The sequence below is a fragment of the Robiginitalea aurantiaca genome, from assembly GCF_030380815.1.
Classification (GTDB): Bacteria; Bacteroidota; Bacteroidia; order Flavobacteriales; family Flavobacteriaceae; genus Robiginitalea; species Robiginitalea aurantiaca.
Genome location: NZ_JAUDUY010000005.1, coordinates 39,134 through 52,955, shown reverse-complemented (window position 1 = coordinate 52,955; position 13,822 = coordinate 39,134). Strand labels below are relative to the sequence as shown.

General features: G+C 47.3%; 10 protein-coding genes. All 10 read left to right on the top strand.

Translation table 11 applies throughout. From position 1 onward, the window contains the following. Positions 1-107 precede the first annotated feature (107 nt). The 10 genes from QU605_RS11170 (at position 108) to QU605_RS11125 (ending at position 13,815) form a co-directional block, all read left to right on the top strand. Entirely contained in the window at positions 108-2,315 is a 2,208-nt protein-coding gene (locus QU605_RS11170; protein ID WP_289725397.1) for a RelA/SpoT family protein, read from the top strand. A 90-nt stretch (positions 2,316-2,405) separates the two neighbouring features. Continuing rightward, positions 2,406-2,858, top strand: coding sequence for a Fur family transcriptional regulator (locus QU605_RS11165; RefSeq protein ID WP_289725396.1), 453 nt, complete (start codon positions 2,406-2,408; stop codon positions 2,856-2,858). A 12-nt stretch (positions 2,859-2,870) separates the two neighbouring features. Next, complete coding sequence (locus QU605_RS11160; protein WP_289725395.1) at positions 2,871-4,142, top strand: adenylosuccinate synthase; 1,272 nt, start codon at positions 2,871-2,873, stop codon at positions 4,140-4,142. Between the two features lie 27 nt (positions 4,143-4,169). Continuing rightward, positions 4,170-5,846 carry an OstA-like protein gene (locus QU605_RS11155; protein WP_289725394.1) on the top strand — a complete coding sequence of 559 codons (1,677 nt, stop codon included), beginning with the start codon at positions 4,170-4,172 and terminating at the stop codon, positions 5,844-5,846. Positions 5,847-5,860: 14 nt separating this feature from the next. Further along, the gene (locus QU605_RS11150) at positions 5,861-7,054 is read left to right on the top strand and encodes an aspartate aminotransferase family protein (protein ID WP_289725482.1); all 1,194 of its coding nucleotides are present in this window, start codon (positions 5,861-5,863) and stop codon (positions 7,052-7,054) included. A gap of 144 nt (positions 7,055-7,198) precedes the next feature. After that, positions 7,199-8,545, top strand: coding sequence for a tetratricopeptide repeat protein (locus tag QU605_RS11145; RefSeq protein WP_353655886.1), 1,347 nt, complete (start codon positions 7,199-7,201; stop codon positions 8,543-8,545). A gap of 27 nt (positions 8,546-8,572) precedes the next feature. Further along, positions 8,573-9,496, top strand: coding sequence for a DUF368 domain-containing protein (locus QU605_RS11140; protein ID WP_289725392.1), 924 nt, complete (start codon positions 8,573-8,575; stop codon positions 9,494-9,496). A gap of 4 nt (positions 9,497-9,500) precedes the next feature. Next, positions 9,501-10,520, top strand: coding sequence for a DUF368 domain-containing protein (locus QU605_RS11135; RefSeq protein WP_289725391.1), 1,020 nt, complete (start codon positions 9,501-9,503; stop codon positions 10,518-10,520). Further along, on the top strand, positions 10,513-11,259 hold the full coding sequence (locus QU605_RS11130) for a shikimate dehydrogenase family protein (RefSeq protein ID WP_289725390.1): 747 nt from the start codon (positions 10,513-10,515) through the stop codon (positions 11,257-11,259). The genes QU605_RS11135 and QU605_RS11130 overlap by 8 nt, the downstream gene beginning before the upstream one ends. Before the next feature lie 99 nt (positions 11,260-11,358). Further along, the gene (locus QU605_RS11125) at positions 11,359-13,815 is read left to right on the top strand and encodes a DUF349 domain-containing protein (RefSeq protein ID WP_289725389.1); all 2,457 of its coding nucleotides are present in this window, start codon (positions 11,359-11,361) and stop codon (positions 13,813-13,815) included. The last annotated feature ends 7 nt before the right edge of the window (positions 13,816-13,822 follow it).

Below are 13,822 nucleotides of genomic sequence, written 5' to 3'. Positions count from 1 at the left end.
AATCTCCGGAAGCAACGTATTTATCGCACATGCGCAACTCATCATGACAACTTGGCGGAGGCACGATTTTTGTAGGTTGTAAGAAGGTTTTATCCTATTTTTAAAGTATGGCCACACAGGCAGTCATAGAAGAAGAAAACAAGGCAATCGCCCGGGAGTACAAAGAACTGCTGCGCATCAGTTATCAAAACCTTACCAATGAGGACAAGAAACTGATTCGCCAGGCCTTTGACGTAGCTGTTGATGCCCATAAGGATCAGAGGCGAAAATCCGGGGAAGCCTATATTTTCCATCCTATTGCGGTGGCAAAAATCGTGGCCTCAGAAATTGGGTTGGATGCCACCTCCATAGCCGCAGCACTGCTTCACGACGTTGTAGAAGACACCCCGTATACCCTTGATGACATCGAGCAGATATTTGGAGAGACCATCGCAAGGATCGTCGATGGGCTGACCAAAATAGGTCACCTTAAAAAAGACATGAATATTTCTCAGCAGGCGGAGAACTTCCGTAAAATGCTGCTGACTCTACATGACGATGTCCGCGTAATTATCATCAAGATCGCAGATCGGTATCACAACCTGCTCACCCTGGATTCAATGGCGGAACACAAGCAGGTCAAAATCGCTTCAGAAACGCTTTATATTTATGCCCCTCTGGCGCATCGTATAGGGCTTTACAATATTAAAACAGAACTCGAAGACCTAAGCCTTAAATACACGGAACCCGAAGTGTATAAGGATATACAGGGGAAAATAGAAGGCAGTAAGGAAGCCCAGGAAAAATATATTCAGGATTTTTCTAAGGTTATCCAGGATTCCCTGGATAAGGAAGGACTGAATTACGAAATCAAAGGCCGGATGAAGTCCACCTTTTCCATCCGGCGCAAAATGCAGTCGCAAAATGTAACCTTTGAAGAGATCTACGACAAGTTTGCGATTCGGATCATCTATAAATCGGACCGGAAAAACGAGAAATTCCTCGCCTGGAAAATTTATTCCATTGTAACGGATAACTTCACCCCAAATCCCGTTCGCCTGAGGGACTGGATTTCTTCACCCAAATCGACGGGTTACGAAGCGCTGCATATTACCGTGATGGGACCCATGGGACGCTGGGTCGAAGTACAGATCCGAAGTGAGCGCATGCATGAGATTGCCGAAAAAGGCTATGCGGCCCACTTTAAATACAAGCACGGGGACCAGAAAGAACAGGGAATCGAAATATGGCTCAACCGGCTACAGGAAGCCATGGAAACCTCCAACGGAAGTGCCGTGGATTTTGTGGAGGAGTTCAAACTCAACCTCTACTCCAAAGAGATTTTTGTGTTTACACCCAACGGAGAGCTCAAAGCCCTTCCGAAAGGAGCCACCCCCCTTGATTTTGCTTTCAACATTCACACGGAAGTGGGAATGCACACACGGGGAGCCAAGGTAAACGGAAAGCTCGTTCCCCTGAATACGGTTCTGAAGAGTGGTGACCAGGTGGAAATAATCACCTCGGACAATGCAAAACCAAACCAGAACTGGCTGGATTATGCAACCACGGCAAGGGCGCGTTCCAAGATCCGTTCCTCGCTCAGGGAAGAGAAAAAGGAAGTAGCTACGGAAGGTAAGGAAATCCTCAGGCGTAAACTTAAGTCCCTGAAGATTACCTTAAATGAGGATGTCATCAATAAGATGGTCACCTACTTTAAGCTCAAGACCAGTCTTGACTTGTTCTATCGCATAGGTAACGGAGTCATAGACAATAAACAGATACGGGATTTTGCGGCTTCATACAACAACGCCTTCCTCAATTTTTTCAAAAATCGGATGCGCCGAAAAGGTGCGCCTGAAGGGATTGACCGGGATGAAATTACCGCGACCTATGACATGCTGGTCTTTGGAAAGGAGGAAGAAAAACTCAGCTATACCCTGGCGAATTGTTGCAACCCCATACCCGGGGACCCTGTCTTCGGATTTGTTACCGTAAATGAAGGCATTAAGGTCCATAAGAAAGACTGCCCTAATGCGATTTCCATGCAATCCAAATTTGCCTACAGGATAATCTCAGCAAAATGGATCGACTCCTCACAAGAAGAATTCATCGCCGAAATCCGAATGAGTGGCATCGACAACCTCGGCCTGATTAACTCCATAACCGATATTATATCAGATGAGATGCATGTCAATATGCGAAATATCAACTTCAGTACAGACGGAGGAACTTTTACAGGCCGTATCAAACTGGTTGTCAAGAATAAGTCCATTTTGAAAAAGCTGCTGGATAATCTTAAACGAATTAACGGAATCGATAAGGTTACGCGGGTTTAACACCCTTTTAGGTATCAAATTCAGGCATAGAATCGGCCCCTTTTCCTTTTTTTAAATGTACTTTTGTAACCGGATTGCAAGCCCTCTTTTATGAATCGGAAAGATCAGGAAATCGTAAAAAGCGTGTTCACTTCCTTCCTGGAGGAAAACGGGCATCGGAAGACCCCGGAGCGCTATGCGATTTTACAGGAAATTTACGATAATGACGACCATTTTGATATCGAGTCACTCTATATCAAAATGAAAAACAAGAATTATCGCGTCAGCCGGGCTACACTCTACAACACCATCGAATTGCTCCTTGAATGCAAACTGGTGCGCAAACACCAATTTGGAAAAAACCAGGCGCAATACGAAAAATCCTATTTTGACCGCCAGCACGATCACGTTATCCTGACGGATACAGGAGAAGTCGTCGAGTTTTGCGATCCGAGAATTGAATCGATTAAAAAAACCATTGAAGAGGTTTTTGACATTGAAATTAACAACCACTCACTTTACTTTTACGGAACTCGTAAAAAGAAAGAAGAAGTCACGGACTAACCCAGCCATATCATGCGCGTAGATTTGCTGCTCGGCCTCCAATGGGGAGACGAGGGAAAAGGAAAAATTGTTGATGTTCTAACACGGGATTACGATATTATCGCTCGTTTTCAAGGGGGGCCTAACGCAGGCCATACCCTGGAGTTCGATGGGATAAAGCACGTTCTGCATACGATCCCTTCAGGTATCTTTCATAAGAATGCCACAAATGTCGTAGGCAATGGGGTCGTTATCGACCCTGTGATCTTTGATAAAGAACTCGAAAAGCTGGAAGGCTTTGATATCGACATTCAGAAAAAACTCCTGATATCGAGAAAGGCACACCTTATACTGCCGACGCACCGGTTGCTCGATGCGGCTTCGGAAGCTTCGAAAGGTAAGGCGAAGATCGGAAGCACCCTAAAGGGAATCGGGCCGACATATATGGACAAGACCGGGCGCAACGGGCTCAGGGTCGGCGACCTGGAATTACCGGACTGGAAGGACAAATACAATGCCCTGGCCGAAAAACACCAGGCCATGATCCATTTCTACGACGTGGACATACAGTACAACCTTCAGGAACTTGAAGCGGAATTCTTTACGGCTGTAGAGCGTCTGAAAGCGCTTGAATTTATAGATAGTGAGGAATATCTGTATCAGGCTCTGAGTTCTGGGAAAAAAGTGCTGGCTGAAGGTGCACAGGGCTCCCTGCTCGATATTGATTTCGGCACATACCCCTATGTAACTTCCTCAAATACAACCGCAGCCGGAGCTTGTACCGGCCTTGGGATTTCACCGGGAAGTATAAAGGAGGTCTTCGGTATTTTTAAAGCCTACACCACCCGGGTTGGAAGCGGCCCCTTCCCAACGGAGCTCTTTGATGAGGATGGGAAGACGATGGCGAGGGTTGGCAATGAATTCGGGGCAACCACCGGAAGGCCCAGACGTTGTGGCTGGCTGGATTTGGTTGCGCTTAAATACACCGTCAGGATCAATGGGGTAACCCAGCTGATGATGATGAAAGCCGACGTGCTCAGTGGGTTTGAAACCCTTAAAGTATGTACCGCCTATCACTATCAGGGCAAACAGATCGACCACCTCCCCTATTCTATCGAGGCACCATTTTTAACCCCTGTTTACAAGGAGTTACCAGGCTGGAAAGAAGATCTCACCAAAATGACTGAGGCTTCTCAGCTTCCTAAGGAACTCGAAGCTTACATCCAGTATCTCGAATCGGAGCTTCAGGTCCCGATACGGATTGTCTCTGTTGGTCCGGATCGGACGCAGACCATCCATCGGTAAAATGTTACTTTTGTAGAAACAACCCTGGTGAAATCCTTCATCCTCTTTCTCGGAATCTGTATCCTGACTACAGGACTTTGGAGTCAGCAGAACACGGATCAGGGCAAAAAGATCACTATCGTCTATGGGGGTAGTTTTACCAAAGACGAAACCCTCAGACCGGGAGCTTCTATTTTTTCAAAAGACCAGAAACAGGTGCAATTTGAGCATCAGGGTGCTGATCTCTGGTGCGATTATGCTTTGCTGTATCAAAAAGAAAATCGCCTTGAAGCCATCGGGAATGTCCGTTTAAAGCAGGGTGACTCCATCCTGATGACCAGCGGGTATATCGAGTATGATGGCAACAGTAAACTGGCAAAGGCCTATAAGGAAGTCCGGCTGACCAACAGCAGCATGACCCTGACCACGGATACCCTGTATTTTGATCGCGAAAAGCAGGAGTCCTACTACAGGGATTACGGAAAGATCGTAGATTCAGCAAATGTACTTACCAGCCGGGTGGGCAGGTACTATATGATTCCGGAAAAATACCAGTTTCAGGACAGTGTCCTGATCGAGAATCCGGAGTACACGATGGAATCGAGTCGCCTGGATTATTACACAACTTCCAAAAATGCCTATATGTACGGACCCTCAACGATTACAGGGGAAACGTACCAGCTCTATTGTGAACGCGGATATTACGATACACAGGCAGAACAGGGATACGGCATTAAGAATACGGAAATCCATTACAGCAACCGCATCATTGAAGGAGACAGCGTCTATTTTGACAAAGCCCGGGAATTTGCTTCAGCCACCAACAATATAAAAGTCACAGATACCATTAACCAGGGAATCATACGGGCGCAATATGCGGAAGTGCACCGGGCTAAAGACTCCCTTTTTGCGACCCGAAGAGCCGTTTCAGTCAGCCTGATGGAGCAAGACTCGGTGTATATGCACGGAGATACGCTAATGGTTACCGGGCCCCCTGATGCCCGTTCCCTAAGAGCATTCCGCAACGCAAAGTTTTACAAAACGGATATGAGCGGGAAATGCGACAGTATTCATTTTGAGGAGCGAACAGGGTTGACCGAACTGATCCGAAATCCGGTACTTTGGAATCTTGAGAACCAGATGACCGGTGACAGTATACACCTGCTCAGTGACATGGAGACGGATAAATTGGATTCGCTGAAGGTCATAAATAATGCCTTTATCATATCCGAAGATACGGTAGGCCAGCGCGGTTTTAATCAGGCAAAGGGCAAAGACCTGTTTGGAAAATTCATCGAAAATGAATTAAAACTCGTCGATCTTGTCAGGAATACCGAGGTCATCTATTACATGTATGACGACGATGGCGCCCTGATTGGAATCAACAAAACCAAATGCAGTAAAATCCGCCTGACTTTAGAACAAAGCGATATTGAAGACATCACTTTTATAACCGAACCGGATGGGGATATCACCCCTGAGAAGGACTTTCCACCGAATAGCAAAAAACTGGAAGGGTTTATATGGAGGGGAGATGAACGTATTCGCAGTCCGGAAGACATATTTGATACAGACGACAACAACCTTGTTTTGCCTGTTATACGGGGTATTACAGAACCTATCGACCTGGAAAATCCGGAATCGGAATCCGCGGGGGAAGACCCGCTACCCAAGGGTTCTAAAACCTCAGAACCAGCTGCCAAGCACAAATTACCCAGGGCGTGAATTCTCTTGAGGACATGAATGCTGATTTTCGTGCTTTTCAAAGCCAGACTACTCCGCATCCGCTGGGCCTGGAGATTTCGCACGCCTCAGGCAGTTTCCTCTACGACGCAGATGGGAAGGAGTACCTCGACTTTATTGCAGGTGTTTCCGCGGTGTCCCTTGGACACTGCCACCCGGAGGTGGTCGCAGCAGTCCAGAAACAGGCGGCTTTGTACATGCACGTCATGGTCTATGGAGAGTTCATACAGGAACCGGCCCTCCGCCTCTGCAAGGCCCTTGCAGAAGCACTTCCCGAACCCCTGCAAACCACATATCTGGTAAATTCGGGTACCGAAGCAATGGAAGGTGCCATTAAACTGGCGAGACGCGTTACCGGGCGATCAGAGTTGATCGCCGCCCGGAATGCATATCACGGCAACACGCTTGGGAGTTTAAGCCTCATGGACTTTGAATCCCGGAAGGCGCCTTTCCGACCATTGATCCCAGATGTACGTCATATTGAATTCAATAACCCTTTAGACCTTGAAACCATAAGTACCAGGACGGCGGCGGTGATTCTGGAAACCATTCAGGGCGGGGCGGGCTTTATCCTCCCCGATCCGGATTACCTCCGGCAGGTCAGGCAGCGCTGCCATGAAACCGGATCCTTACTTATTCTGGACGAGATTCAACCGGGATTCGGGCGAACCGGCACCCTCTTCGCTTTTCAGCAATTTCAATGCATCCCGGATATCCTGGTCATGGGCAAGGGAATGGCGTCAGGATTGCCCATTGGGGCGTTTACCGCATCCAAAGAACATATGGATAGTTTGATGCTAGACCCGAAACTGGGACATATCACCACCTTTGGAGGGAATCCTGTAGTGGCTGCGGCGGCCCTCAAAACACTCCAGATCCTTCAGGAATCCAGCCTGATAGCGGATACGCTGCGTAAGGAAGCGCTTTTTCGCGAACGCCTGTTGCACCCTTCCATATTGGAAATCCGCGGCAGGGGCCTGATGCTGGCCCTGATTTTAGAAACTCCGGCCCAGGCCGAATTCCTGGTCCTCGAGGCTAAAAAGGAAGGCCTGTTGTTGTTTTGGTTGCTTTTTGAACCCAGGGCTGTTCGTATTAGCCCGCCTCTGACCCTCTCTGAAGCTGAGATAAGAAGGGGCTGCGACCTTATTCTGAAGGTTCTTGAGCGGTACTCCACAAACCCTGTTAACTAATTTGTTGATAAGAAAGGACCGGGACAGGCCATAACGCTGCCTAAAAAAAATATTTTTAAATCCATACGAACAGTATCCAAGAAGTCATGTATGGCATTAGACTCCAGTGAACAACCGGGTCCACCGATTGCAAAATTCGAATCCATGCTCAGAACGGATGACGTTTATTTCTTCGATGCAGAAGATTTCGAAGAAATCATCCACCATTATCTGAATCACGGAAAAGTTTCTCTCGCCAAAAAGGCGATAAAAATGGGACTGCAGCAGCACCCGAATTCCCTCGATATTCGCTTGTTGGATGTTGAGGTAATGGTTTTTGAAAACGAGTTTGACCTGGCGGAAGGCGTGCTTGATGAATTACAGATCCTGGAACCCAACAACGAGGAGATATTTGTACAGAGAGCCAATATCCAGTCCAAACAAGACAATCACCTGGCTGCGATTGCCCTCCTGCATCAGGCCCTTGAAATGACCGATGACGTGGTTGACCTATACTCTCTTCTCGGGATGGAATACCTGTTCATCGACGATTATACAATGGCCAGGAAATGCTTTATCCGATGCCTGGAAGCAGACCCTGAGGATTACGCATCCCTCTATAATACCATCTATTGCTACGAATTCCTGGACGAACACGAAGGCGCCATTAGCTACCTGAACACCTATCTGGACAGCAATCCGTACTGCCAGATTGCCTGGCATCAGTTGGGAAAACAGTACTTTGCCGTTAAAATGTACCCTGAGGCTCTTGCTGCCTTTGATTTTGCGATTATTTCTGATGACAGCTTTTTAGGGGCGTATTTTGAAAAGGGGAAAGTCCTTGAAAAACTTGGAAGGTATGAGGAGGCCATTGAAAATTACAATACAACCACGGAATTAGAAGATCCGACCTCCCACGCCTACCTGCGTATCGGAAAGTGTTATGAGCAATTGGACCGGCCGGAAAAAGCCCGTTACTACTTCTATTTGACCGTACACGAAGACCCACTTCTGGATAAGGGATGGCTTGCCATAACCGACCATTACCTGAAGAAGAAAGACTACCAGAAAGCCCAGGAATATATCGATAAAGCCCTGAGCATTGACGGGGAAAATGCGATCTACTGGAAGCGTTCCGGAATGATTCACAAGGCGCTAAAACAAGTCCATGAAGCTGATTTTGCCTTTAAACAAGCCACAGAACTCGGGAACTACGAGGTAGATACCTGGCTGAACTGGGCTGAGATCCTCTGCGAATGCGATGAGCTCGAAGCAGCGGAGGTGGTGCTGAGGCAGGGGTGTGAATTCCACCCGGAATCCGCTGAACTCCAGTATCAGCTGGCCGGAGTCTATCTGCGGCAACACTTCCCGGACAAGGGTAAAAGAACCTTGCAGAAAGCCCTGAAGGAGGCTCCCGATAAATACCCCTATTTTGAAACCAGATTTCCCGAAATCTCCCGTGCTTTATGGGTGCAGCGCCTGCTTCGGGAGTCCGGGAAAGCTTCCAAATAAAAAGGCTACTTTTGCTTTTTTAAAACTATGGAAGGACGCACTCCGATTCAGTATCTATGGGTAGTTCTCAAAGGAATGGCCATGGGCGCAGCCGATGTTGTCCCTGGGGTTTCCGGAGGTACAATTGCTTTCATTTCAGGGATTTATGAGGAATTGATCCGATCCATAAACAACATTCGACCCTCGCTGATCGGCGTGTTGAAAAAAGAGGGATTCAAGGCTTTCTGGCGGGAACTGAACGGCAGCTTTCTCCTGGCCTTACTAACCGGTATTGCCATAAGTGTGATTACCCTGGCCAAGAGCATTAGCTGGCTACTGATCCACCAGCCTGTCTTACTCTGGTCATTTTTCTTCGGACTGGTAGTTGCCAGTGTATTTTATGTCGCCAGATCGATCGATCAATGGAAGCTGAATATCCTCATCATGGCTTTACTCGGTGCAGTTATCGCCTACGCCGTAGCATCTCTCCCGGTTTCGCAAAGGGAAGCGGGAATGCCCTTTCTCTTCCTTTCCGGGGCCCTTGCCATATGTGCTATGATTCTGCCGGGGATTTCAGGGGCATTTATCCTCGTTCTTCTGGGATCGTACAAAACCATACTGGACGCAGTTCACGAGCGGGATCTTAAAATTATTGCCGTTGTGGGTGTGGGTGCAATTATTGGTCTGTTGAGTTTTGCACGCCTTTTAAAATGGATGTTTTCCCGATTTAAGAATGCGACCCTCGGCCTGCTCACAGGTTTTATTATTGGTTCACTGCCAAAAATCTGGCCCTGGAAGATTGTGCGTGAGACCGAAGTTTTTGATGACAAAGAGATCGTCGTTGCGGAATCTGTGGTGGCCCCATGGAATTTTCCGGAGGACCCCCAATGGGTACCGGCCATTATCCTGGCTATCCTCGGTTTTTGCCTTATTTTTATGCTGGAGCGACTGGCTTCAAAAAAGACTACCTAATCCGATGGACGAAATCAGGACATTCGGCGACAAGATTTTGTTGTTTATAAAGGGGTTAGCCATGGGCGCAGCCAATAAGGTTCCCGGGGTCTCGGGAGGGATTGTAGCGTTTGTTGTCGGCTTTTATGAGGAATTTATAGACTCCCTCAGGCGCATAAACCTCACTGCGTTCAGGCTTTTATTCAATGGCCGTTTTAAGAGTTTTTACCGGTATGTGAATGGTCCTTTTCTATCGATTCTCATCCTTGGAATGTTATTCAGTTATTTCAGCGTCTCAAAAGTCCTGGACTATTTTTTGGATCGGAGGGAGCTTTATGTCTGGTCCCTGTTTTTTGGTATGATCATCGGATCGATCTATTTTATTTCCAGTGAATTTGAGGACTGGAACAGAAAGACTGTAATTGCCGGGATTGTCGGTCTTGTGGTGGGTATTTCCATCAGCTTCCTGAGCCCGGCCCGGGAAAATGATAACCTGTGGTTTATTTTTTTCTGTGGAATCATCAGCGTCTCCGGGATGACGTTACCCGGGCTTTCGGGTTCGTTTATACTCATATTACTTGGTAATTATGTCCTCCTCCTTGTGGATTCTGTAAATGCCCTGTACGATACCATGGCTGAATTCCTGGTAGGAGATTTCAGTGTCGTCAACAATGGGGAACGAAAAAGGACCCTGCTTATTCTATCTGTTTTTACACTGGGATCGGCGGTCGGCCTGGTGACGCTCTCCCATCTGCTGGGGTATGTGCTAAAGCATTTCAAGAGCATAACTACCGCCGTTATTATAGGCTTTATTACAGGTTCACTGGGCGTGGTCTGGCCATGGAAAAAAACAATCTTCCTTCTGGATGAGGCCGGGAACCGGATACTGGATTCCAATGGGGACGGAATTATTGTGAATTACACGCGATTCCTACCTGATCCGGGAGATCCCCAGACCTGGTGGGCTTTGGTCTACATACTCCTGGGTATCGTTATCCTTGTAGCCCTGGAATGGTATGGTAAATACAGATTGAAAGATGCGTAGGTTCGGGCTCATAGGCAAAGACATCTCCTATTCTTTTTCTCCAGGATACTTCAGTGCAAAATTTGAATCCCTGGGCCTGAAGGAGTGTTCGTATGAAATATTTGACCTTCCCGAAATTTCCGGATTTTCAGAGATTTTGTCCCAGCCGGATCTGTGCGGACTCAATGTTACAATCCCCTACAAAACCGCCATTTGTTCGTTCATGGACCGCCTGGACCCGGACGCCGCAGAAATTGGGGCTGTAAATACGATTCGGTTCACAAGGAAAGGACTCGTGGGATACAATACGGATGTAATCGGATTTACCAGGTCCCTTTCACCCATGCTCTATCCTGAGGATACTGCTGCCCTAATCCTGGGAACCGGAGGAGCTTCTAAGGCCGTTGCCTATGGACTGACCAAACTTGGGATTCGGTTTCGATTTGTTTCCAGGTCCGCCAAGGACGGTGCGCTCGGCTATGCAGATCTCAACCAAACCATCCTTAACGACTATCAGCTAATTATCAACTGCACCCCTTGTGGGACGTACCCACGGGTGGATGAGGCGCCCCCTATACCCTACGATGCCCTGAATACAACCCACCTGCTTTACGACCTCATTTACAACCCTGAGAAAACCGCCTTTTTAAAGAAGGGAAGTAAGGCCGGATGCCGTGTAAAAAATGGTCTGGAAATGCTCCATTTGCAGGCAGAGGCTTCCTGGGAAATCTGGAATACCGAGCCCACGGATTTACCCTAAATCCGAATTTGGGAAAAAAGAATTGAGATACCTTTTGTGGTGAGCCTACATGTTAGTATCTTGGAAAAGGAGAACGAAGGATTCCGAAAATTTACAGCAATGTCTGAAGCGGATAACAATGAACTGCAGAAAAAACCTGCAGGGGGGAAAGTACCAACAGAAACACCTAAAAGAAACTCGAGCACCGAACCTGACGAGCGCACAGAGGTTATTGTGGATACCGGCCATGTGAAACCGGAAAACGAACCGCAAGAGCAATCCCCGGCCCAATCGGAGCAGGCTAGTCCGGATGCACTGAAAGAAGTCCCTAACAGTGAAACCGTGGAGGATTCAAGTGCCCAGGCGGAGGACGCTGCCGGAGCACTTGCAGAGTCGGTTCCCATACCCCAAAAGACTTCGGATGAAAATGAAGTCAACGGCACGGCTGAAAACCCACAGAAGACTTCGGATGAAAATGAAGTCAACGGCACGGCTGAAAACCCACAGAAGACTTCCGATAAAAATGAGGACGCAGATACCGCTGATGCGACTCAAAACAAAATCGAAACCACTTCCGGAAAGAAGGCACCTGCTGTCCTTGAACCGGAGGATGAATCTGCCGATGCTGCATCGCCCGCTCAGGTTGAGCTTCAGCCCGAAAAAACAGTTGAGTCATCAGAAGACCCGGATACAGATTCCAATGAAGATCCGGATGACGACGCAGAAGAAGCCGACATAGATAAAACCATTGCCGAGGATGCCGAGGATACGGAAAACCAACGCAGACATCACATCCCATTTTTGGACTACCATTCGCTTTCCATGGAAAATCTCGTGGGAGAATTGCAGCGCTTGTTACGGGCCGAAAAAGTACAGTCTATCCGCCGACATGTGGAAGCAATCCGCCGGGAATTCAACCAGAAGTTTCAGGCCTTTATTGAGGAGAAAAAGGAAGAGTTCATCGGCCGGGGTGGGGAAGATTCCGATTTTAGTTACAACTCCGTTACCAAAAGGCAGTTTAACGAACTGTATTCAGAGTATCGGGAGAAGCGGTCGCAGTACTACAAGAATCTGGAGAAACAACTCGATGAAAACCTTCAGGAGCGACTCATCATTATCGAGGATTTAAAAGGGCTGGTAAATGTTGAAGAGGACATGAATTCCACCTACAAGAGTTTCAAAGAAATTCAGGAACGCTGGAAAAAAGCGGGGCCGGTGCCCCGGGCCAATTACAATGATGTCTGGCGCACATACCAACATCACCTGGAGATTTTCTATGATTTTCTCTCCCTGAACCGGGAACTCAGGGATCTCGATTTTAAGTACAACCTGGAGGAAAAAGAAAAACTGAGTGCCCGTGCTGAGGCATTGCTGCAGGAAGAAGATATCAACAAAGCTTTCCGGGAATTACAGATCCTTCACAAAATCTGGAAAGAGGACATTGGTCCGGTAGCCAAGGAACATCGGGAGGCCATTTGGGAAAAGTTTAGCGAGGCAACACGTAAAATGCACGAACGCCGGCAAAGACATTTTCAGGAACTCGACAAACGCTATGAGGGCAATCTGGAGGAAAAACAGAAAATCATTGCCCGAATTGAAGAAGTAAGCAACACGGTTGCCAAAAATCATAAAGGCATTCAAAAACAAATTCGGGAAATTGAAACCCTTCGGGATCAGTTCTTTAAAGCGGGTAAGGTCCCCCAAAAGGATAATGAAGCTACCTGGGCATCTTTTAAGGGTGCTGTCCGTAATTTTAACCGCAGTAAGAATGCCTTCTACAAAACACTCAAAAAAGAACAACAGGAAAACCTGGATCTGAAAAGAGCACTGCTCAAACAGGCCATAGCCCTTAAGGATAGCGAAGACTGGGATACGGCAACCTCAGAGATGAAAAAAATCCAAAGGGAATGGAAAGAAATCGGACACGTTCCCAGGAAATATTCAGATGCGATTTGGAAAGAATTTAAGACGGCCTGCAACCACTATTTTGATCGCCTGCACAGCAATAAAAACAGTGCCTTTGCAGAAGAAAAAAAGAACCTGGAGCTCAAATCGAAACTCCTTGACGAGTTGCGTGGTTTCCAACTGGAAGGTAATCGGGAAAAAGACCTGAAAACCCTCCAGGATTACATCGGTAAATGGAAGGCTGTTGGTCATGTTCCACGTAACCGGAAACACATCACTTCTAAATTTAACAAGATTCTGGATGCCCTGTTCAGAAAACTGGATGTGGGCAAACAAGAAGCAGAAATCCTGAAATACGGGGATCGGATTGCGGATTTGGCCAAAGAGGAGGATTCCCGAGCCATTGCCCAGGAACGGCAGTTCGTGCGTAAGAAGATTGAAGAAGTCAAAGGTGAAATCCGGCAATTGGAAAACAACCTCAACTTTTTCTCGGAGCCTTCAGAGGATAATCCGCTGGTAAAGGAAGTACTCCAAAACCTTGAAAAGAAGAAAAAAGGTCTGGAGAACTGGAATGCAAAGCTGAAAAAGCTCAATATTCTTAGGAATAGCCTTAATAATGATGAAAAAAGTCCGGATGAATCCAATTCGGAAGCTTCGGAAAACACTGATTGAACCCCTG